This window comes from Sinorhizobium fredii (assembly GCF_002944405.1).
Classification (GTDB): Bacteria; Pseudomonadota; Alphaproteobacteria; order Rhizobiales; family Rhizobiaceae; genus Sinorhizobium; species Sinorhizobium fredii_C.
Genome location: NZ_CP024307.1, coordinates 3,421,308 through 3,442,288 on the forward strand (window position 1 = coordinate 3,421,308; position 20,981 = coordinate 3,442,288).

Here is a 20,981-nt window from a genome sequence, read left to right on the forward strand (position 1 = left end):
AAACAGGCCATGTCCGAGAGAGGATTGAATACCGTCAGTTTCGCAGGACACGCTGCGTCCTCGGCGCAGTTCAAGGCGCTCTATGCCGAAGGGATGGGCCTCGTCGAGGAAACGGCGAGCTACCTCGATGGTCCTGGCCGTGCTGCCTCCAAGGTGTTGCCGCGTATGGCCTCGGTGCTTTACGCCGCCGAGTCGATGCGGCTGACGACGCGGCTGATGCAGATGGCCTCCTGGCTCCTCCTACAGCGCGCTGTCAACAATGGCGAGATGAGCCGCGAACAGGTCCTGTCGGAAAAAAGCAAAGTTCGCCTCGACAGCTTCAATGTCGACCGCAGCGCGCCCGGCTGGAACGATCTGCCCGACAGCTTCCGCGACCTGATCGAACGCTCGCTTCGCCTGCAGAACCGCGTCGCCCTGCTCGACCGCGAGATCTACCGGCCGCAGGAGGCCACGACCTTCGTCCCAGACAACCAGAACGGCGTCAAGGCACAGATCAAGCTCTTGCAGACAGCGTTTGGCGGCAACTGACGTCGACGGTAATCACGGCAGAGTTCGAGGCCCGGCCACGCGCCGGGTTTTTCGTGCGTGCGGCACGCGAATTTCCCAGCGGTCTGTCTTGCATGGTCCTTGCATTCTCTTCTCACGCACTTGCCTGTCCGAGCCAGCACGCAAAGGAGTGCGTGTGTGTGAATCCTCGCGGCAAGCCCGAGGATGACGCTTCTGGGTAATGCTCAGTGCAAATCAAGCGGTGTATGATGCCGGCAGGTGCGCTCCCCTTTTTCGACAGCGGTTCACTCTCCCGTCATCCTCGGGTTTTACCCGGGTCAAGCCCGAGGAGGACCCCCTTGACAACGCTCGGTCTTAAGTTGAGACGAGGGTAAGCGACAGGTGCTGTCAACCTTCGCTCGTCTCCGACGAAAACGGCCCCCTTCTTCTTCGTCATTCTCGGGCTTGCCGAGAATCCATGCACAAGCCGCCGAGCGAGAGGATCGCCTGCGTAAAGCCTGCATCTGACTCTTTCGTCCAGAAGGCAACAACAGCCAACAAAAAAGCCCGGCATTGCCGGGCTCCAGAAACGCGATATCGCGAGCGATCAGAGGCCGAGGCCCTCGAAGCGCTTCTTGAACTTCGAGACGCGGCCGCCGCGGTCGACGAGCTGCTGGTTGCCGCCGGTCCAGGCCGGGTGCGACTTCGAGTCGATTTCGAGGTGCATGGTTGCGCCTTCCGAACCCCAGGTCGAGCGGGTTTCGTATTCGGTGCCGTCGGTCATGACCACCTTGATCGTGTGGTATTCGGGATGGATGCCTGCCTTCATAACAATCTTCCTAGAGTTCCAGGGTCCAATTGTCGCAAGGCATTGCGACTTTGGGACCGAACACGTAAATGGAGCCGCGGACCGCTCTCGGCCACGGCTTCTTCAATTCGATGCCGTGCCTATACATGAAGGTCTGCGGGATAACAAGTGCCGCGCGGAAGACTAATCGACCCTCCGTGGCAGGCGATCGGGGGTCACGTGCCAAGACAAGAGAACCTAGTACGAGAGCGCAAGTCCGTCCGGCCGCTTGCAGCCGTGCTGCCCTATGTCAGGCGCTATCGCCACTTTGCGATCGGCGCCGCCATCTCGCTGACGATCGCCGCGGTGACGACGCTGACGCTGCCGCTGGCGGTCCGCCGGATGATCGATCACGGCTTCTCCAATTCCGATTCCGCCTTCATCAACACCTATTTCACCATGTTGATGGTGCTGGCGATCGTGTTGGCGCTGGCGAGCGCCGCCCGCTACTACTTCGTCATTTCGCTGGGAGAGCGCATCGTCGCCGATCTCCGGCGCGACGTCTTCGCCCGGGTCACGGGCCTTTCCGCCTCCTTCTTCGACGTCAACCAGTCCGGCGAGATCGTCTCGCGGCTGACCGCGGACACGACGCAGATCAAGTCGGCGGTCGGCGCCACGGCATCCGTTGCGCTGCGCAACTTGATCCTCTGTCTGGGCGCGATCGGCATGATGGTCTATACCAGCCCGAAGCTGTCGAGCCTGGTGATCGCCGCCATTCCGCTCATCGTCTTCCCGCTCGTCGGCTTCGGCCGTTCCGTCCGGCGCCGCGCCCGTCAGGCGCAGGACACGCTCGCCGCTGCCTCCGCCTATGCCGGCGAAGCGATCGCCGCCACCCGCACGCTACAGGCCTTCAATGGCGAGGCGAGCGCCAATAACCGCTTCGGCGCCGCCGTGGAGGAGGCCTATGGCGCCGCCCGTGCGGCGATCCGAGCCCGCTCGGCGCTCACCGCCTTTGCCATCACCATGGTGTTCGGCAGCGTCGTTGCGGTGCTCTGGTTCGGAGCCCGCGACGTGCTGGACGGCACGCTTTCGGCTGGCACGCTCAGCCAGTTTCTACTCTATTCCGTCTTTGCCGCCGGCAGCCTCGGAGCGCTCTCGGAAGTCTGGGGCGAGATCTCGCAGGCCGCAGGGGCCGCCGAGCGCCTGAACGAGCTCCTGAGCGAAGTTCCGCAGATCCGCGCGCCCGAGCACCCCGCCCCAATGCCCGTGCCGGCGAAGGGGGCGATCGCCTTCGACGACGTGCACTTCGCCTATCCGGCGCGGCCCGACTACAAGAGCCTCAAAGGCCTGAGCCTCGCGGTGGAGCCGGGCGAGACCGTTGCCATCGTCGGCCCCTCCGGCGCCGGCAAGAGTACCCTGTTCTCGATGCTGCTGCGCTATTACGACCCGATCAAGGGAACCGTGCTGGTTGACGGCATGGACATCCGCAGCGTCGACCCGAAAGACCTGCGCGAACGGATCGCCATCGTGCCGCAGGACGTGACGATCTTCGCCGCCTCGGTGCATGACAACATCGCCTTCGGCACTACGGCGAGCCGCGAGGCGGTACAGGCGGCCGCCGTCGCGGCGCAGGCCGACGAGTTCATCGCAAGGCTCGACCGCGGCTATGACACGCTGGTCGGCGAGCGTGGCGTGACGCTTTCCGGCGGCCAGCGCCAGCGTATCGCCATTGCCCGGGCGATCATCAAGGCCGCTCCGATCCTGCTTCTCGACGAAGCGACGTCGGCCCTCGACGCTGAGAGCGAGACGCTGGTGCAGAAGGCACTCGACGGGCTGATGCGGGAGCGCACCACGCTCGTCATCGCGCATCGGCTGGCGACGGTGCTGAAGGCGGACCGAATCCTGGTCATGGATCACGGCCGTATCGTCGAGGAAGGCACCCACGCATCGCTGATCCGCCAGGCCGGGCTCTATGCCAAGCTCGCGCGGCTTCAATTCGATCACGGGGCGCAAGGATTGTTTGTCGCATCCCAGGCCTGAGACCGGGCGTTAACCACGCGGCCCTCGGATGTGATTGTTTCTCGATCCGCCATTGCCCGCGGCAAGCGCAGCCCTATTGTAAGGGGGCCGGCTTTTGCCGGCAGCGCCTTCGACGAGATTGGGAGGATATCCGTAATGCCATTTCTAAGCATGACCCGCCGCGCCGCCCTTGCCTTCGGCATCGCCACGCTTTCCGCCATGACCTTGGGCGGCCCGGTGCAGGCGCAGAGTTTTCCGGACCGGACGATTACGCTCGTGGTCCCCTTCGCCGCCGGCGGTTCCACCGACGTCGTGGCCCGGATCATCGCCCAGAAGATGTCCGAGGATCTCGGCCAGCAGGTGATCGTCCAGAACGTCGCCGGCGCCGGCGGCAATCTCGGGGCGTCCAATGTCGCCCGTGCCGATCCGGACGGCTACACGATCCTGATGGCGACGGTCGCAACCCACGCCTTGAACCCGCTGATCCTGAAGACGAAGCCCTACGATCCGGAGAAGGACTTCGCGCCGATCTCGCTGCTGGTCGTCGTTCCGAACGTGCTGGTCGTCAATCCGGAGCTGCCGGCCAAATCGGTGCAGGAATTGCTGGCGCTGCTCAAGGCATCGCCTGACCAGTACAGCTACGCGTCCTCCGGCAACGGCACGCCGCTGCATCTATCCGGCGAGCTCTTCAAGTCGATGGCCGGCGTCGAGATGCAGCACATCCCCTACAAGGGCTCCGGCCCGGCGCTGAACGATGTCATCGGCAACCAGGTGCCGATCATGTTCGACAACCTGCCCTCCTCGTCCAGCCACATCAAGGCCGGAACGCTCCGGGCACTGGCGGTGACTACGGCGGAACGCGCCCCCTCCTTCCCGGACGTGCCTACCATCGCCGAATCCGGCATCCCCGGCTACGAGACCTATACCTGGAATGCGCTCTTCGCCCCGGCCAATACGCCGCAGCCGGCGATCGCGCGCCTGAACGAGTCGGCCAAGAAGGCGCTTGCCGATCCGGGGGTCCAGAAGCGCATGGAGGAATTCAGCGCCAAGATCGTCGGCTCGACGCCCGAGGAACTCGGCGCCCATGTGAAGGCGGAGCTTGCGAAGTGGACACCGGTCGTGCGCGACGCAAACATCCAGATGGATTGACGAGAGACCGGTGTTTGCCCCTCATCCACCTGCCGGCACCTTCTCCCCGCTTACGGGGCGAAGGAGACTCGCGGCGGCGCCTTCCAACCCATCGCCTGAGGAAGCGGCCGGCAGTAGGCACGCAAGTCCCCTCTCCCCGTCAAAACGGGGAGAGGGTTAGGGTGAGGGGCATTACAAGCGATGATAAGATTCTTTGATCAAACGTCCCCGCCCGCGCCCCGCCCCGCGGCACGGCCGGAAAAGATGCAGCCACCCAGGAAAGTGCCCTCGAGGGCGTTGTAGCCATGCATGCCGCCGCCTCCGAAGCCAGCGACTTCGCCGGCCGCATAAAGGCCCGGCACCGGATCGCCGGAAAGCTCCAGCACTTGGCCGGCAAGGTTGGTCTGCAGACCGCCGAGTGTCTTGCGGGTCAGGATGTGCAATCGCACGGCGATCAGCGGGCCTGCCTTCGGGTCCAGGAGACGATGCGGCCTGGCGGTGCGGAGCAGCCGGTCGCCGCGATAGGCACGCGCGCCGCGGATGGCGGTAACCTGCGCGTCCTTGGAAAACGAATTGTCGATCTCCCGGTCGCGTGCCTCGATCTGCGCCTTGAGGTGGCTCGCCGAGAGCCGGTTATCGCCCGTCAACCTGTTCATCCCCTCGACAAGATCTTCGAGCCGGTCCTTGACGACAAAGTCCTCGCCCTTGTCCATGAAGGCCTGCACCGGGCCGGTCGGCTTTGCGCCGAGCCGCTTCAGCAGAAGCGCTATGCTCTTGCCGGTCAGATCCGGGTTCTGCTCGGACCCGGAAAGGGCGAACTCCTTCTTGATGATCGCGCGCGTCAGGATGAACCAGCTATAGTCATGGCCGCTCTGCCGGATCGCGGCCAATGTCCCGAGCGTATCGAAACCGGGCATGGCCGGCGCCGAAAAACGGTTGCCATCGGCATCGCACCAGAAGGAGGACGGGCCCGGCAGGACGCGGATGCCGTGGTCCGGCCAGATCGGGTCGAAGTTCCTGAGGCCCTCGGTATAGTGCCACATGCGGTCGGCATTGATGACGGAGCCGCGCGCCTTAGCCGCGATGTCCAGCATCCGGCCGTCGACGTGGTGCGGCACGCCGCTGACCATGGAGGCTGGCGGCTGGCCGAGCCGCTTGCGCGGCCAGTTGCGGCGCACCAGCTCATGATTGCCGCCGATGCCGCCCGAACTGACGACCACCGCGCCGGCGGAGATCTCGAAATCGCCGATCTCATCGCGCGAGCTGCGCTCGCCGCGGCCGACCGGATCCGCCTTGAGGATTGCCCCGCGCGCGCCGGTCACGGCACCGTCCGTCGTTACGAGTTCGTCGACCCGGTGGCGGAAGCGGAAACGGACAAGGCCCCGGCTCTCCGCCTGCCGCGTCAGCCGGATGAAGGGTTCGAGCACCGCCGGGCCGGTGCCCCAGGTAATGTGGAAGCGCGGCACCGAATTGCCGTGGCCATGCGCAAGACCACCGCCGCGTTCGGCCCATCCGACCACCGGAAACCAGCGCAGCCCGAGCGCATGCAGCCAGCGTCGCTTCTCGCCGGCGGCAAAATCGAGATAGGCCTCGGCCCACAGGCGCGGCCAGTGATCCTCGGGCCGGTCGAACTGCGACGATCCCATCCAGTCCTGGGCGGCGAGTTCATGACTGTCGCGAATGCCCATGCGCCGCTGCTCTAGACTGTCAACGAAGAAGAGGCCGCCAAGCGACCAGAAGGCCTGGCCGCCGAGATTCTGCTCGCCTTCCTGGTCGAGAACGATGACCTTGCGACCAAGCGCCGCCGCCTCGGACGCCGCCACGAGCCCGGCAAGGCCGGCACCGATGACCAGCACATCGCAATCCATCAAGGCGCTCTCCCCCAACATCCCTCGACCAGCAACTCTTACGCATACGTCAAGGTCAATTCAAGCGGGGGCCGCTCGTCTATTTTTCGGTCAGCTTGAGCTCGATACGCCGATTTTGCGCCCGCGCCTCCAGGCTTTCCCCGGCCGCAATCGGCTGGTATTCGCCAAATCCGGCCGCCACTAAGCGGTCGGCCGGCACGCCCTTGGAGATCAGGAACTTGACGACCGAAGTGGCGCGCGCCGAAGACAGTTCCCAATTGTCGGCAAAGCGGCCGGTGCCGGAGAGCTGCACGTTGTCCGTATGGCCGTCGACGCGCAGCACCCAGTTGATCTCGGCCGGAATTTCCCTGGCAAGGTCGAGCAGCGCCGTGGCGAGTTTTGCCATTTCCACCTGGCCCTCGGGGTTCAGGTCGCTGCTGCCCGAGGAAAAAAGCACTTCCGACTGGAAGACGAACCGGTCGCCGACGATGCGGATATTTTCGCGGTCGGAGAGGATTTCCCGCAAGCGGCCGAAAAAGTCCGAGCGGTAGCGATTGAGTTCCTGCACGCGCTGGGCGAGCGCGACGTTCAGCCGGCGGCCGAGGTCGGCGATCTTCGCCTGCGAAGCCTGATCCTTCGCCTCGGAAGCCTGAAGCGCGCCCTCGATGGCGGCAATCTGGCTGCGCAGCGCGGCGATCTGCTGGTTCAAGAGCTCGATCTGGCTCATCGCGCGGGCGCTGACCTGCTTTTCGTTTTCGAGCTCCGAGCCCAACCGGCCGAGTTTCTGATTGGCCGCATCGGTACTGCCGGCCCCCTGATCAAGCAGCGCTTCAAGGCGGGACCGCTCGCCCTCCGACTGGGCAAGCGAGGCCTGGAGATTGGCAAGCGAATCCTCGAGATCCTGCTTGCCGCTCTTCTCGAGGGCGAGAAGCTGGGTCAGTTCGTTGATCTGGCTGTTCAGCCGGTTCAGCACCTCGTCCTTGCCGGTGATCTCCCGCCCCATCAGGAACTGAGCCGTGACGAAGACGCTGAGCAGGAACATGATCGCCATGAGCAAGGTCGACAGCGCATCGACGAAGCCCGGCCAGTAGTTGATCGTCCGCGGATTGCGGCCCCTTCGGGCGAGAGCCATGGATCAATCACCCCCGCTTTCGTCGGCGTGGCTGAGCTTCGCCTGCGAGGTGGCCCTCTCGCTGTTGACGGCGATCCGGTCGGCCTGGCCGATGCGCGAGGTCAGCCGGTCGAGCGTCTTTCGCATCGACTTCGCCTCCTCCTGCTGCGCCTCGATCCAGTCGCGTAGCATCTGCTGCTCGCCGCGCATGTTCTTGACGAGACCTTGAATGCCCTCGGCGAGGCTCGCCATCGCTGCCGTCGTGCGCTGGTTGACGCCGCCGTCCTGCGCGAGGCGGGAGAGCTGGTCGGCGACGCGCCGCATTTCCTCCGCCGGTGCGCCGCCGGTCGTCTCGATCGGCGCCGAAAAGCCGGAGCCGACATCGGTCACCGAGGAAAGCCAGTTCTCAAGTTCCGTGTAGAAACGGTTCTGGGCGCGGCCGGCCTGGAGATCGAGGAAGCCGAGGATCAGCGAACCGGAAAGGCCGAACAGCGAGGCCGAGAAGGCGGTGCCCATGCCGGTCAGCGGCGCCGAGAGACCGCTCTTCAGCGAGCTTAAGAGGTCCTCCGTCGTCCCGGAACCGGCGTCGAGAGACTGGATGACGGTATTGATGGAGCCGATCGTGCCGAGAAGGCCCCAGAAGGTGCCGAGCAGGCCGAGAAAAACGAGAAGGCCGGCAAGATAACGGGTGATGTCGCGCGACTCGTCGAGGCGGGTGGCGATGGAATCGAGGATCGAGCGGAGCGCGATCGTCGAAATCGCCGTCGTCTGGCGCCCGCCGATCAGCGCCCGCATGGGTGCAAGCAGCACCGGATCGCGCCCGACCTTGTCGGCACTGCCAGCGGCGCGGAATGAATTGAACCATCGCACTTCGGGCCTGAGGCCGAGCACGTGGTTGAAAGCCAGCAGAATGCCGATCAGCAGCACCCCAAGGATCAGCCCGTTGAGGCCGGGATTGCCGACGAAGGCCTCGCGTGCCTGCCGGAAGAGGATCGCCGCGACAAAACCGACGATGATCAGGAAAATGACCATCGTCCAGAAGTAGGGCATGGGGCTCGAAAGCTTATGCGGATTATAGTTCTCCTCCGCCACTTCCTGCCCACGCCAGCCGGACAGACTGAGTTTCGTCATGCGTTTGCCAATCTCCCGGTTTGCGGCACGCTCCTGCGCCTGTCCGCACAAGCGCCGGTTGCTGCAACTCTTTGAAGTAGCGGATCATTCTCGAAATCAATAGCGATCTCGGCCGAACGATGCCGCCGATGGCCGGAGACCATCCTATCGGCTCGGAGACTAGTGGAACTTTGCGCCAAATTGAAGGGAAAACGGCAGAGCCGGCCCAGGAATGCGCCGCCCCCTCCAGGGAGGTCGGGTCGCAACGCTGCAAAGGAGCAGAAATGTTCGATTCCAATGCCTTATGTCGAACGCGGACCGGAAGACACGTGTACGCGGCCGGTCCGCAGCATGGCCTTGGGCGGCCCTACTTCGTTGGGACCGGGCGGTGGATGACCTCGCGCAGCGCCTTGGCGATATATTCGTTGCCGCAGATGATCGAGCCGTCTTCGACCGGCTTGCTGCCGCCGTCGATGTCGGTGACCCAGCCGCCGGCCTCGCGAACGAGCAGGACCCCGGCGGCGATATCCCAGGCAGCGAGATCGCGCTCCCAGAAGCCGTCGAAGCGACCGGCAGCCACATAGGCGAGGTCGAGCGAGGCGGAGCCAAAGCGGCGAATGCCGGCAACCTCGCCCATGACGTGGCGGAGCTCGATGAGATATTTGCCGTGATTGCCGCGGCCGAGATGCGGCGTGCCGGTGCCGACCACCGCGTCGGACAGGACCTTACGGGCGCCGACGCGCAGCCGCCGGTCGTTCAGGAAGGCGCCACCGCCCCGCTCAGCCGTATAGAGTTCGTCGGTTGCCGGATTGAAGACCACCGCAGCGACGATCTCGCCCTGGCGCTCCAGCGCGATCGAGATGGCGAAATGCGGAAGGCCGTGGAGAAAATTTGTGGTGCCGTCGAGCGGGTCGACGATCCAGCGATGGGCGCCGTCGGTGCCCTTGATCTCCTCGCCTTCCTCGCCGAGGAAGCCGTAGGTCGGGCGGGCCTTCAGGAGATCCTCGCGGATGCTCCGCTCGGCCTTGCGGTCTGCCTGGGAAACGTAGTCGCTCGGCCCCTTCAAGGACACCTGTAGGTTCTGTACTTCGCCGAAATCGCGCGCCAGCGACTTGCCGGCCTTAAAGGCCGCCTGGACCATGACATTGAGAAGGGCAGAACGGGCCATAGGGCAATCCTCTGAAAGCGAAGGCCGGCCGAGCCGTCTCGACCGGACATTGAACCTGCTTGACGGCCCGCCCTCGTAAAGGGTCGGCGAAGACGCAACCGTCGTCAAAAAACCGAGTGAGAAGTCACTCCGCCCGCGGAGATGGCATGAGGGGCCGCGGACAAAACCGCGGCTTCAAGACCACAAAAACCCCAAGAGTTCAAGCGAAATACATGGCGCCGGTCGAATCTAGGCTCAGGACGAGCGGAACTTGTTCGCGGCCGCGAGCGCCGATTTCTGCTGCGAGTCGTTGAGGCCGAGATAGAAATCCTCGAGCGCATCGTCCTTGAGCCCCGCCCGGCGCGACAGCACGTACCACTTCGCTGCCTCGATTGGATCGGGCCGCGTGCCGATGGCATTGACGAGGAGGTGGGCAAGCCGGTTCTGCGCAACCACGTTGCCGCCCTCGGCTGCCCGCTTCATCCAGGCAAAGCCCTCGTCCAGGTTGCGGTCGCCGCCGATCCCTTCGATCAGCCAGATCGCCATGTCGAGCTGCGCGGTGTCGTAGCCGGCGCGCGCCGCCCGGGCCAGCCATTCGCGTGCACGCGCCCGCTTGCCGTCGTCGATGCCCTCGACATTGAGATAGATCTGCGAAAGCGCATATTGCGCATCGGCAATGCCCTGTTCGGCCGCCTTCTCGTAATAGGGCATCGCCGCCTTTAGGCCCTTCTGGCCGGGTGCGTCGGCAACTAGCGTCTGCCCATAGTTGAACTGGGCGGCCGCGTTGCCGAGATCGGCGGCCTTCTTCATCAGTTCGTCGGCGGCCTTGCGGTCACGCTTGACATAGCGCCCCTCCATCAGGATCAGCGCATATTTGAACATCGCCGCCGGATCGCCATTGTTCGCCGCCTGGCCGTACCAGAAAGCCGCATCCTTGGGGTTGCGCGCGACGCCGAGGCCCTGCTCGAGAATCGATGCGACCAGCGTCTGGGCCGCCGGATCGCCGAGTTGGGCGCGCGGCAGCGCAAGGTCCATTGCCGTCAGGTAATAGCCGCGCTGGAAGGCTCCATAGGCCTCGTCCACCTTGCCGGCGAACGGCTTTTCGGCCGGAAGCGCCGGAAGTTCGGCCCCCATGCGGTCGATTACGTTGACGCCTCCGGAGGGTTTTTCGTCGTCTTTCTTGGGCTTGGCGTTCGTATCGCCCTTCGCCGGCTTTTCGGCGCCTTCCGGCAGCGCCGCACCGTTAAAGGGTGTGATCCGGCCCCGTTTCGGGACGATGCCCTCATCCGCAGGTGCCGGCGGCTGTTCGGCGCGAGCCGGCAAGGCGGCCAGAGTGACGGCGACGACAAGGGTCGCGAACCGGCTTCGTTTCAGGGGGGATCGGCTCAGCATCGCCACGTCTAATCTTCAAACCGTGGCGCTTTTTCGTCAAGCAAGGCGTTGACGGCGGCAACCACGGAGGGCGCCTGGCCCGACTCGGCGAAGACCGCGAGACGCAGCGCGACGAACTCGGCGCCGGTCTCGGCCACTGCAAGCGCGGACTGCGGATCGGTGCCGCCCATGACGATGCAGGGAATTTCGATCATCGATGCCCACCATTCGGCGAGCGCCAGATTCTTCGGGTGCGCTTCCGGCTTGATGTCGCCGTCGGTGCGGCCGAAGAACACGTAGTCCGGCCGGAGTTCGCCGATCTCGAGCGCGTGGTGGCGGTCGGTCGCATTGCCGCCGCCGACGATCATCTTCGGCGTATGCCGCTCGATCGCCTCGCCAAGCACGTCCGCACCGGCGGCGATATGAAGACCATCGGCCTTGGCTCGGCCGGCGGCCCGCGTATCGCCTTCGATCAGCGCCGCCGCACCCGCCTGCTGGATCACCGGCACCAGCGCCTCGGCGTGCCTTTGGAAATCCGTCTCGTTGAGGCCATATTGCGGAACAATGACGGAGGCCACGTCGCCGCCTTTCAGCGCATCCGCAAGGATCTTCGCGCGCTCGGCGGCATCCGGCATGTCGGGCGCGATCAGCACAAGGCGGCAGCGGTTATCGGTATTGCTCATGTCGTTCGTTCCTGGCGAAGCCCGCTCGAGGGCGGAAATCCGCTACTCGATTTCAATCGGGAAAACCGATAGACGGAGATGACCAAAGGATCAACCGCCGCCTATGCTTCCCGATCTCGACTTCTATCTGGTCGCCGTGCCGGCGGTCCTGCTCGTTGGCCTCAGCAAGGGAGGCATGGGAGAGGCGCTATCGCTGATGGGGGTTCCGATCCTCTCGCTGGCGGTCTCGCCGGTCCAGGCAGCGGCGTTGCTCCTCCCCATTCTCATCGCAATGGACATCGTCTCTTTATGGATCTGGCGGAAGCACGGCGACCGGAAGACGCTCACCATGCTCTTGCCCGGCGCGCTGGCCGGCATCGCCATCGGCTGGGCGACGTCGGCCTACGTGCCGCGCGATGCGCTGCGGCTGATCATCGGCGCCATAACGGTCGTGTTCGTGCTGCGTTACGTCTACACCGTCTGGCGCAGCCGCAGCGGCACGCCGATCCTTCCGAAGCAGCACCGTCTGGGCCCTGCGGCGCTATGGGGAAGCTTTGCGGGGTATGGCAGCTTCGTCGCGCATGCCGGCGGGCCGCCTTTCCAGATCTACGCCCTGCCGCTGAAGCTGGACCCGCGCGAATATACCGGCACCATCGTGCGCTTCTTCGCAACGCTCAATGCGGTGAAACTCATTCCCTATTTCGCGCTCGGGCAGCTCGACACCAGCAACCTCATGACATCGGCGACCCTCTTTCCTCTGGCGATGGTCGCAACGGCCTGCGGCGCATGGATCGTGCGCCGCATGAAGCCGCAGGTGTTCTATCCCTTTATGTACACCATGGCTTTCATCGCCGGATCTAGACTTATCTGGGAGGGGCTAACCAGCCTTCTGTCCGCCGGCTGAGCGAGCCTTGCTCCGCTCGAATAATGCTGCAAAGCAATGCGGCATATCGCAATGCACAATTTTCTTGCCGGTCGCAGGAAATTCGCCTAACGTCCCGTCATGACGATCGCGGACCCATTCGATGCCATTGCGGATCCGAACCGGCGTTATCTGCTGGAGGAGCTGCGGCGCGCGCCCAAGACTGTCAATGAACTCGCCGAAGGGCTGCCGATCAGCCGGCCGGCGGTGTCGCAGCATTTGAAGGCGCTGCTCGACTGCAATCTCGTATCGGTGTCGACAAGCGGCACCAGGCGCATTTACGCCATCCACAGGCCGGGCTTCGACCGGCTCAATCTATGGCTCGACCAGTTCTGGTCCTGACGGCTTACATTCGCCCGCTCCGCGGCGGCCGTTAAGGAAGTCGCCGAAGAAGCGGACCGGGCCTTAGGCCCGGTCGAGCGATCCGTCATATATGGGATTGTTGTTGACCTTTCGCGTCGTTTCTCCTTCACGAAGACGACGCCTCCCGAAAGCGCGGGAAATACCGTTCGCAATCAGTGTGTCGAGGAACGGAGTCTTTCGATTTCGTCCTTGATGCGCAGCTTCCGCCGCTTGAGTTCGCTGATCAACTCGTCCTCGCAGGAGGGAGAATTCAGCGCTTCATGCAGCTCCTGTTCCAGGGCGCCATGTTTTTTCTCAAGCGTTGCAAGATGAGCCTCAATGGTCATTGGCAGTCCCTTCCTTTTGCTTGCATCCGGCACGCAAATGCCGGATGTTCCATGGTTGTAACCTTACCAGTGTGCCATGCCATTTTTCATTTGTCGAAGGCGAAATGATGACGTCGGATAACTTCCCGTCACCGCCCAAGATGTGATAGAGCGGCGCAGGAAATTCCGGTTCGCGGCATGGACGCAGCCGGGCTTATGGGGATCGTTTTGCATGCCGGACCAGGACCAGGCCGAACTCAGACTGACGATAGCGCGCCTGAGGCAGGAACATGAAGATTATGACGTCGCCATCAATGCCATGATCGAAACCGGCTGCGACGCCCTGCGCATCCAGCGCATGAAGAAGAAGAAGCTGGCCATCAAGGACAAGATCAGCAAGATCGAAGATCAGATCATCCCCGACATCATTGCCTGAACGGATCCTGATAGACGTGACCGAAACCACGACCCCGCCCGTCGCCATCATCATGGGAAGCCAGTCGGACTGGGAGACGATGAAGAATGCGGCCGACACGCTCGAGGCCCTCGATATCGCCTATGAGGCGCGCATCGTTTCCGCGCATCGGACACCCGACCGGCTGGTCCGCTTCGCCAAGGGCGCGCGCGACGAGGGCTTCAAGGTGATCATTGCCGGCGCCGGCGGGGCGGCCCATCTGCCGGGCATGTGCGCCGCGATGACGCCGCTGCCGGTCTTCGGCGTCCCGGTGCAGTCGAAGGCTCTCTCGGGCCAGGACAGCCTGCTCTCGATCGTGCAGATGCCGGCCGGCATTCCTGTCGGCACACTGGCGATCGGCAGGGCCGGGGCCGTCAACGCCGCCCTGCTCGCCGCCGCCGTCCTGGCGCTGAGCGACGAGGACCTCGCCGACCGTCTCGACGACTGGCGTGAGCAGCAGACCGTCTCGGTCGCCGAGTACCCGGTAGACCAGGCATGAAGACCATTGGAATCATTGGCGGCGGCCAGCTCGGCCGCATGCTCGCCATGGCGGCTGCGCGGCTGAATTTCCGCACAGTCATTCTCGAGCCGCAGCCGGACTGTCCCGCCGCTCAGGCGGCGAACACCCAGATTGTTTCCGCCTATGACGATCCGCGAGGGCTCGACGAGCTCGCCCGGACCGCCGATCTGATCACCTACGAATTCGAGAACGTCCCCGTCGCCGCGGCCGAGCGGCTGGCGGCATCGCGGCCGGTCTTCCCGCCACCAAAGGCGCTGGAAGTCGCGCAGGACCGGCTGGTCGAGAAGCGGTTCATCAATGGCTGCGGCATTGCCACGGCCGGCTTCCACGCCGTCGACGGCCAGGCCGACCTCGAAGCGGCGCTTGCCGACTTCGATGGCTCCGGCGTTTTGAAGACCCGCCGCCTCGGCTATGACGGCAAGGGGCAGCGCGTCTTCCGCTCCGGCAAGGACAATCCTTCCGACGCCTTCGCCGCCCTCGGCGGAGTCCCGCTGATCCTCGAAAGCTTCGTGGCCTTCGAGCGGGAAATCTCGATCATCGCCGCACGCTCCCCTGACGGCGCCACCGCCTGCTTCGATCCGGCGGAAAATGTCCATCGGAACGGCATTCTCCACACCTCGACCGTGCCCGCATCGGTTGCCGCCTCGACCGCCGAGGCTGCCCGCAAGGCTGCGACCGCCATTCTCGAAGCGCTCGGCTATGTCGGCGTCATCGGTGTCGAATTCTTCGTGCTTGCCGACGGCAGCGTCGTCGCCAACGAGATCGCTCCGCGCGTCCACAATTCCGGTCACTGGACGGAAGCCGCCTGCGTCGTTTCGCAGTTCGAGCAGCATATCCGCGCGATTGCCGGCCTGCCGCTCGGCGACGCCTCGCGTCACTCGGACTGCGTGATGCAGAACCTCATCGGCGACGAGATCGCCGAATTGCCCGCTCTGCTCGGCGAGCCGAACGTGCTGGTCCATCTCTACGGCAAGGCCGAGGCGCGCCCCGGCCGCAAAATGGGGCATTTCACCCGCCTCAGCTGAACCGAGTGGCCCAGGAACGCGCGCGCAGCTGTCGAAATCCCGCGGTCCTGCGGTTGACAAGGATGGGGGCGACACGCTATGTGCCTGCCTACTTGAAGAGCGCGCTGAATGGCGCGCTTTTGATTGTTGGAATTACCGGGCGAATTTTCATTCCCCGAAACCTGCGGATCAGGAAAAATGAAGATCAAGAATTCGCTCAAGTCGCTGAAGACCCGTCACCGCGAAAACCGCCTGGTTCGCCGCAAGGGTCGCGTCTACATCATCAACAAGTCGAACCCGCGTTTCAAGGCACGTCAGGGCTGATGCCCTCGGGCGGCTTCTGCCGCCGGCCTGAACGTCGGTCGCTTCGGTGATCCTCCGTCACATTTGATTTTGATCTTGTTTCATGGCGGGCTACGATGTCCGCCATGCGCTTTTTTCTACCTTTGATTCTGGCCCTGATCGTCCCGGCAACCGCGGCCCTGTCGCAGGCTGCCGAACCCGCCCCCCGGCCGGAGGCGGCAAGTCTCGCCACACCCGAGCAACGCCTGGACGCCCTGTTCCTCGACCTCAAGAAGGAGCGCGACGAGAGCAAGGCACGGGAACTTGCCGACCGCATTCGCCTCGAGTGGCAGGAGTCCGGCAGCGCCACGGTGAACCTTCTGATGCAGTCGGCCGACAAGGCGATCACCGACGACAAGAAAACAGTGGCGCTCGACATCCTCGACCAGGTCATCGTGCTTGCCCCCGGCTATGTCGAAGGCTGGAACCGCCGCGCGACGCTGCATTTCCAGATGGGCAATTACCGCAAATCGATGTCCGACATAAACCGCGTGCTTGCCATCGAACCCCGGCATTTCGGGGCGATCGCCGGCATGGCGACCATGCTGGAGGCCGCCGGCAAGAACGAGCTGGCGATGCGGGCGTGGCAGCAATTCCTCGATATCTACCCCTCCGACCGCAAGGCCCAGGAGCAATTCGGGGAACTCGCCGAGAAGCTCGCCGGCAGCCGGACCTGATCGGCGACCTCTGCCCTATCGCAGCCGCTCTGATATGACCGACGGATGTTCCTTGCCCTTCTGATTCTCGCCATTCTCATTCTCGCCGCGGTCGCCCACAGCTATTGGCAGGCACGCAGGATTGCCGCTCGCTTCCCGAACAGCGGCGAACTGGTCGATGTCGGCGGTTTCCGCATGAACTGCGTCCACATCCGGTCCCACGGGACCGCGGATCTGCCGCCGATCGTCTTCATTCACGGAGCCGGAGGCAATCTTCTCGACCAATTGCACGCCTTCCAGCCGGCGCTCGATGGCCGTGCCGAGATGCTGTTCGTCGATCGGCCGGGACACGGCTATTCGGAGCGCGGCGGGCCGGCCAATGCCCGGCCGGACGGCCAGGCCGACGCCATTGTCCGGCTGATGGACAAGCGCGGCCTCTCCCGCGCAATCATCGTCGGCCACTCCTTCGGGGCCGCGATCGCCGCCAGCCTTGCGCTTCACCACCCGGACAGAACCGAAGGCGTCGTCCTGCTGGCGCCGGCGACGCATCCGTGGCCCGGAGGCGTCGACTGGCATATCACCTTCGCTGCCATGCCTTTTGTCGGCTGGCTGTTCGCCAGCACGGCCGTCATTCCGATCGGGCTGAGGCGCATCGACCGGGTGACGCAAGCCATATTCTCGCCCAATCCGCGCCCGAAGGACTACATCGCCAATACTGCGCCACACCTCGTCCTGAGGCCGGCCACCTTTCTCAACAATGCAGTCGATGTCGCCAATCTTCACGCTTACGTCACGCAGATGTCGCCGCGCTACGCGGAGATCTCCGCGCCGACCGTCATCATAACCGGTGACCGGGACGGCATCGTTTTGGCCGATATCCATTCCCGCAGCCTGGCGAGCTCAATCAAGGGATCGGAGCTGCTGTGGATCAGCAATCTGGGGCACAAGCCGGATTATGTCGTGACCGACCTCGTCGTCGCTGCCATCGAGAAGATCTCCGGAAAGCCGCACGACCTCCAGGAATTCGCAAGGCGGGCCGAAGCCCGCCTGAGAGTCGAGGACCCGGTCGAGGAACTCGCTTATACGCCGGTACGTCCGTCCGAGCCGATATAGGCGATGCGCAGCATGTTGGTGGCGCCGGGCGTTCCGAGCGGCACGCCGGCGGAGATGATGATCCGGTCGCCGGGTTTGCCGAAACCTTCCGAAACGGCAATGCGGCAGGCGCGATTGACCATGTCGTCGAGGTCGGTCGCATCCTCGGTGACGACGCAGTGCAGACCCCAGACGACCGAGAGGCGGCGGGCCGTCTGGACGATCGGCGAAAGGGCGATGACCGGCACCTGCGGGCGTTCGCGCGCGGCGCGCAGGCCGGTGGCGCCGGACGAGGTGTAGGTGACGATCGCCGCCAGGTTGAGCGTCTCGGCGATCTGGTGCGCCGCAAGTGAGATGGCGTCGGCGCCGGTGGCCTCCGGCGGCGTGCGCTGGGCGTAGATGATGCCCGAATAATGCGGGTCGCGTTCGACGTTGCTGGCGATCGAGGCCATGGTAGCGACCGCCTCGACCGGGTATTCGCCGGAGGCCGATTCAGCCGAAAGCATGACGGCATCGGCGCCTTCGAACACGGCGGTCGCCACGTCCGAGACCTCGGCGCGCGTCGGCACCGGCGACGAGATCATCGATTCAAGCATCTGCGTCGCGACGACGACGGGCTTGCCGGCACGCCGACAGGCGCGCGTCAGTTGCTTCTGCAGGCCGGGCACGGATTCGAGCGGCATCTCCACACCGAGATCGCCGCGCGCGACCATGAGCGCGTCCGAAAGCTCGATGATCTCGTCGATGCGTTCGATCGCCTGCGGCTTCTCGATCTTCGACATGATCCCGACCCGACCGCGGGCGATCTTGCGGACCTCGGCAAGATCCTCCGGGCGCTGGATGAAGGAAAGCGCCACCCAATCGACCTGGCCGGTGGCAAGTACCGCGTCGAGATCGGCACGGTCCTTATCGGTCAGTGCGCCGACACCGAGGAGCGTATCGGGCAGGCTGACGCCCTTGCGGTCCGAAATCCTGGTGCCGGAAACCACGGTGGTGACGATGCTCTTGCCATCGGTTTTCTCGGCGCGCAGATGCAGCTTGCCGTCATCGATCAGCAAGCGGTCGCCGGGCTTCACCGCCTCGAGAATTTCCGGATGCGGAAGGAAGACGCGCGTGTTGTCGCCGGGCACGTCCCTGTTGTCGAGCGTGAAAGTCTGGCCGATCTTGAGCTCGACCTTGCCTTCGGCGAACTTGCCGACGCGCAGCTTCGGGCCCTGCAGATCGGCAAGGATGCCGATCGGCCTGCCGCAGCGCGCTTCGACACTGCGAATCCGCTCGATGAGGGTGCGCATGACCTCATGGCTGGCGTGGCTCATATTGATGCGGAACAGGTCGGCCCCCACCTCGTGCAGCTTCTGGATCATCTGCTCCTCGGACGATGCCGGCCCGAGCGTGGCGAGGATTTTGACTTTTCTGTTCCGTCTCATCAATTCTGGCTTTCCTGCGTGCCGGGCGTATCGGAAAGCTGAACCATCCAGCTCCCCTGCCGCCCCGTGTCATATTCCTTGAATCCCATGCGCTGGAAGCCGCGCGCAAAGCAGTCCTGCACGCCGACGATCTTGAACTCGTTCTCGGCGACGCACATGTTGATGTCGCCGGTCCAGCGGCCGCCCTTGGCCGCGTCTTCCGCATAGAGATAGTAGTAGCGGGACTGGAGTTCGCCCTCGATCAGCGTCGCGCAGGTCGTCGCCGGCACCTGCCACCAGCCCTCGGTGACCCAGCCGTCCTTGGCGCGATAGCCGATCGCCACGCCGACCAGCTGCTGCGTCCCGTTGCAAACGCGAAAGTCGGCCCGAGCCTCGCCAGAAATGAGAAATGCACCGGAAAGTACCAAGGAATACAGGAGGATGGCTCCTAACGTCGTCGACCCCGGCTTCGCTTTGCAAAAAGGATATCTAGACACGGCTTCCTGCGGAACTCCGTTTTGATTTGTGTGGCACTTTCTTGCGACGGCCAGCCGGGAAAGTCAACGCAACTCTAATCGATTATATTTGCCATTCCTGTGACAGAAGGCGCTGAACTCACGGCTTTTTAATTGCGAGCGGCAATCTTGCGTGCGATCAGGTGCGGAACGTTGGAGAGCGACACAGGATCGGAATGCGGCACTTCTCCCCCTATGAAGTCATCGGCGGCAAGCGCGAAAGCGGCCTCGTCCTTCTGGCCGACCACGCCATGAACCGGCTTCCCCCGGAATACGGGCGACTCGGCCTTGCCGACAGCGCCTTCGAACGCCACATCGCCTATGATATCGGCATCGAGCCATTGGTGCGGCAATTGTCGGCGGCCCTCGAAGCACCGGCAGTCCTCGGCTGCTTCTCGCGTCTGCTGATCGACCCAAACCGCGGTGAGGACGATCCGACGCTGATCATGAAGATCTCGGACGGCGCCGTCATTCCGGGCAACCACCCGATCACCGACGAGGAATGGCAGAACCGGCTGAACCGGTTCCACCGGCCCTACCACGAGGCGGCCTCGCAAACGATCGCCGAGGCCGCTGCGGCGAGCGGAAAGGCGCCTCTGGTGATCTCGCTGCATTCCTTCACGCCTGCCTGGAAGGGTATCGCGCGCCCCTGGCACGCGGCGGTGCTCTGGGACAACGACCCCCGCGCCGTCTTTCCACTGATCGAAAGACTCGAGAGCGCCGGCGACATCGTCGTCGGCAACAACGAGCCCTATGACGGCGCGCTGAGGGGCGATACGATGTACCGCCATTGCATGGTGCCGGGCATCGCCCATGCCTTGATCGAGGTGAGACAGGACCTGATCTCCGACATGGCGGGCGTCACTGCCTGGGCCGAGCGGCTGGCGCCGATCCTCGCGGAGCTCAACGACATGCCGGCGCTCCACGCCTATCAGCGCTATCCTTCGCGAACCGGTGCCTATGATGGCTGACAAACGGAGACATAACATGACCGAGCTCAGCGAGGAGCAGCGTATCGCGTTCGAGGCCGCGGCCTTCCGCCGGCTGATCGAGCATCTGCGCGAGCGCGGCGACGTCCAGAACATCGATCTGATGAACCTCGCCGGTTTTTGCCGCAACTGCCTCTCGAACTGGTACCGGGAAGCGGCCGAAGCCTCGGGCATATCGATGACCAAGGATGAATCGCGCGAGATCGTCTACGGCATGCCCTATGAGGAATGGCGCGCGCTTTATCAGAAGGACGCGTCCGCGGAGCAGCAGGCGGCGTTCGAGCGCAATCGCCCGAAGGAATAGCGGCCGTTTTCCGCCGTATCCACATCAATCCACATCTGCGGCCCTCTTCGGCGACGGCGCGGGGAGGAATTGCCCTACCTGTTGCGCAATCGCCCTTGACCTCGCCTGCCGTTCGCGGCAGGTCACAGCACCAGAATTCATTCCCCAAAAGGAGAAGACCATGTCCGATGCTCAAGGCTTCGCACGCGATCAGCTTCGCGCTTTCATCGAACGGATCGAGCGGCTGGAAGAAGAAAAGAAGACGATCGCCGACGACATCAAGGATGTCTATGGTGAAGCCAAGTCGATGGGCTTCGACACGAAGATCCTGCGCAAGGTCATTTCGATCCGCAAGCAGGACGCCGACGAGCGCATGGAGCAGGAGGCAATCCTCGACACCTATCTGCAGGCACTGGGCATGGTTCCCGCCGCCGACGAGGCCGCTTAAGCCCGATCAGGCTG

23 protein-coding genes and 1 pseudogene are annotated in these 20,981 nt (G+C 64.1%); 14 read left to right on the top strand and 10 right to left on the bottom strand.

Features of this window, described 5'->3' with window-relative positions; all coding sequences use genetic code 11:
- The first annotated feature begins 9 nt into the window (after positions 1–9).
- The gene (locus tag NXT3_RS16825) at positions 10–528 is read left to right on the top strand and encodes a protease adaptor protein RcdA (protein ID WP_037420109.1); all 519 of its coding nucleotides are present in this window, start codon (positions 10–12) and stop codon (positions 526–528) included.
- Positions 529–1,093: 565 nt separating this feature from the next.
- On the opposite strand, the gene rpmE is transcribed toward NXT3_RS16825, so the two are convergent.
- Positions 1,094–1,315, bottom strand: a complete 222-nt coding sequence (gene rpmE, locus NXT3_RS16830; protein ID WP_012709319.1) for a 50S ribosomal protein L31 — start codon at positions 1,313–1,315, stop codon at positions 1,094–1,096.
- 198 nt (positions 1,316–1,513) lie between these two features.
- Between rpmE and NXT3_RS16835 the strand changes: the two genes are divergently transcribed.
- Both NXT3_RS16835 and NXT3_RS16840 read left to right on the top strand, forming a co-directional pair.
- Positions 1,514–3,313, top strand: coding sequence for an ABC transporter transmembrane domain-containing protein (locus NXT3_RS16835; protein ID WP_104839727.1), 1,800 nt, complete (start codon positions 1,514–1,516; stop codon positions 3,311–3,313).
- A gap of 135 nt (positions 3,314–3,448) precedes the next feature.
- Positions 3,449–4,441, top strand: a complete 993-nt coding sequence (locus NXT3_RS16840) for a Bug family tripartite tricarboxylate transporter substrate binding protein (RefSeq protein WP_104839728.1) — start codon at positions 3,449–3,451, stop codon at positions 4,439–4,441.
- Between the two features lie 197 nt (positions 4,442–4,638).
- On the opposite strand, the gene NXT3_RS16845 is transcribed toward NXT3_RS16840, so the two are convergent.
- The 6 genes from NXT3_RS16845 to NXT3_RS16870 form a co-directional block, all read right to left on the bottom strand.
- The gene (locus tag NXT3_RS16845; RefSeq protein WP_083854101.1) at positions 4,639–6,288 is read right to left on the bottom strand and encodes an FAD-binding dehydrogenase; all 1,650 of its coding nucleotides are present in this window, start codon (positions 6,286–6,288) and stop codon (positions 4,639–4,641) included.
- Positions 6,289–6,367: 79 nt separating this feature from the next.
- A complete protein-coding gene (locus NXT3_RS16850; protein ID WP_037420192.1) occupies positions 6,368–7,399 on the bottom strand; it encodes a peptidoglycan -binding protein in 1,032 nt (343 codons plus the stop codon).
- Between the two features lie 3 nt (positions 7,400–7,402).
- Positions 7,403–8,509, bottom strand: coding sequence for a MotA/TolQ/ExbB proton channel family protein (locus tag NXT3_RS16855; protein ID WP_037420195.1), 1,107 nt, complete (start codon positions 8,507–8,509; stop codon positions 7,403–7,405).
- Positions 8,510–8,855: 346 nt separating this feature from the next.
- Positions 8,856–9,656 carry an inositol monophosphatase family protein gene (locus NXT3_RS16860; protein WP_037389161.1) on the bottom strand — a complete coding sequence of 267 codons (801 nt, stop codon included), beginning with the start codon at positions 9,654–9,656 and terminating at the stop codon, positions 8,856–8,858.
- 234 nt (positions 9,657–9,890) lie between these two features.
- A complete protein-coding gene (locus NXT3_RS16865) occupies positions 9,891–11,027 on the bottom strand; it encodes a tetratricopeptide repeat protein (protein WP_037420358.1) in 1,137 nt (378 codons plus the stop codon).
- 8 nt (positions 11,028–11,035) lie between these two features.
- On the bottom strand, positions 11,036–11,689 hold the full coding sequence (locus NXT3_RS16870) for a thiamine phosphate synthase (RefSeq protein ID WP_037420198.1): 654 nt from the start codon (positions 11,687–11,689) through the stop codon (positions 11,036–11,038).
- Positions 11,690–11,792: 103 nt separating this feature from the next.
- Here NXT3_RS16870 and NXT3_RS16875 point away from each other — a divergent pair, with 103 nt between their 5' ends.
- Positions 11,793–12,572 carry a sulfite exporter TauE/SafE family protein gene (locus tag NXT3_RS16875; protein WP_097539752.1) on the top strand — a complete coding sequence of 260 codons (780 nt, stop codon included), beginning with the start codon at positions 11,793–11,795 and terminating at the stop codon, positions 12,570–12,572.
- 99 nt (positions 12,573–12,671) lie between these two features.
- Positions 12,672–12,932, top strand: coding sequence for an ArsR/SmtB family transcription factor (locus NXT3_RS16880; RefSeq protein WP_037389169.1), 261 nt, complete (start codon positions 12,672–12,674; stop codon positions 12,930–12,932).
- A gap of 173 nt (positions 12,933–13,105) precedes the next feature.
- On the opposite strand, the gene NXT3_RS16885 is transcribed toward NXT3_RS16880, so the two are convergent.
- Complete coding sequence (locus NXT3_RS16885) at positions 13,106–13,279, bottom strand: YdcH family protein (RefSeq protein ID WP_014765888.1); 174 nt, start codon at positions 13,277–13,279, stop codon at positions 13,106–13,108.
- 211 nt (positions 13,280–13,490) lie between these two features.
- On the opposite strand from NXT3_RS16885, the gene NXT3_RS16890 reads away from it, so the two are divergent.
- The 6 genes from NXT3_RS16890 (at position 13,491) to NXT3_RS16915 (ending at position 17,347) form a co-directional block, all read left to right on the top strand.
- Entirely contained in the window at positions 13,491–13,694 is a 204-nt protein-coding gene (locus tag NXT3_RS16890) for a YdcH family protein (protein ID WP_012709331.1), read from the top strand.
- A gap of 52 nt (positions 13,695–13,746) precedes the next feature.
- Positions 13,747–14,211 (top strand): 5-(carboxyamino)imidazole ribonucleotide mutase, encoded by a 465-nt coding sequence (gene purE, locus NXT3_RS16895; protein ID WP_037420361.1) that lies wholly within the window; start codon positions 13,747–13,749, stop codon positions 14,209–14,211.
- Positions 14,208–15,257 carry a 5-(carboxyamino)imidazole ribonucleotide synthase gene (locus NXT3_RS16900; protein ID WP_104839729.1) on the top strand — a complete coding sequence of 350 codons (1,050 nt, stop codon included), beginning with the start codon at positions 14,208–14,210 and terminating at the stop codon, positions 15,255–15,257. Before purE ends, NXT3_RS16900 begins: the two co-directional genes overlap by 4 nt.
- A 177-nt stretch (positions 15,258–15,434) precedes the next feature.
- Complete coding sequence (gene ykgO / locus NXT3_RS16905; protein ID WP_012709334.1) at positions 15,435–15,560, top strand: type B 50S ribosomal protein L36; 126 nt, start codon at positions 15,435–15,437, stop codon at positions 15,558–15,560.
- A gap of 95 nt (positions 15,561–15,655) precedes the next feature.
- A complete protein-coding gene (locus NXT3_RS16910; protein ID WP_037420208.1) occupies positions 15,656–16,255 on the top strand; it encodes a tetratricopeptide repeat protein in 600 nt (199 codons plus the stop codon).
- A gap of 45 nt (positions 16,256–16,300) precedes the next feature.
- The gene (locus NXT3_RS16915) at positions 16,301–17,347 is read left to right on the top strand and encodes an alpha/beta fold hydrolase (protein WP_104839730.1); all 1,047 of its coding nucleotides are present in this window, start codon (positions 16,301–16,303) and stop codon (positions 17,345–17,347) included.
- Here the strand turns inward: NXT3_RS16915 and pyk are convergent.
- Together pyk and NXT3_RS16925 are read right to left on the bottom strand one after the other, a co-directional pair.
- A complete protein-coding gene (pyk, locus tag NXT3_RS16920; protein ID WP_037420214.1) occupies positions 17,314–18,753 on the bottom strand; it encodes a pyruvate kinase in 1,440 nt (479 codons plus the stop codon). The two genes, NXT3_RS16915 and pyk, sit on opposite strands and share 34 nt — an antisense overlap.
- Positions 18,753–19,136: pseudogene (locus NXT3_RS16925) on the bottom strand (DUF1036 domain-containing protein); the annotation flags it as partial. The gene pyk and the pseudogene NXT3_RS16925, both read right to left, overlap by 1 nt.
- Positions 19,137–19,423: 287 nt before the next feature.
- Between NXT3_RS16925 and NXT3_RS16930 the strand changes: the two are divergent.
- The 3 genes from NXT3_RS16930 to NXT3_RS16940 all read left to right on the top strand — a co-directional run bounded on the left by NXT3_RS16930 (position 19,424) and on the right by NXT3_RS16940 (position 20,967).
- On the top strand, positions 19,424–20,218 hold the full coding sequence (locus NXT3_RS16930; protein WP_104839731.1) for an N-formylglutamate amidohydrolase: 795 nt from the start codon (positions 19,424–19,426) through the stop codon (positions 20,216–20,218).
- Between the two features lie 16 nt (positions 20,219–20,234).
- On the top strand, positions 20,235–20,540 hold the full coding sequence (locus NXT3_RS16935; protein ID WP_104839732.1) for a DUF1244 domain-containing protein: 306 nt from the start codon (positions 20,235–20,237) through the stop codon (positions 20,538–20,540).
- A 160-nt stretch (positions 20,541–20,700) separates the two neighbouring features.
- Positions 20,701–20,967 (top strand): DUF2312 domain-containing protein, encoded by a 267-nt coding sequence (locus tag NXT3_RS16940; RefSeq protein ID WP_037389186.1) that lies wholly within the window; start codon positions 20,701–20,703, stop codon positions 20,965–20,967.
- Positions 20,968–20,981: the final 14 nt, after the last annotated feature.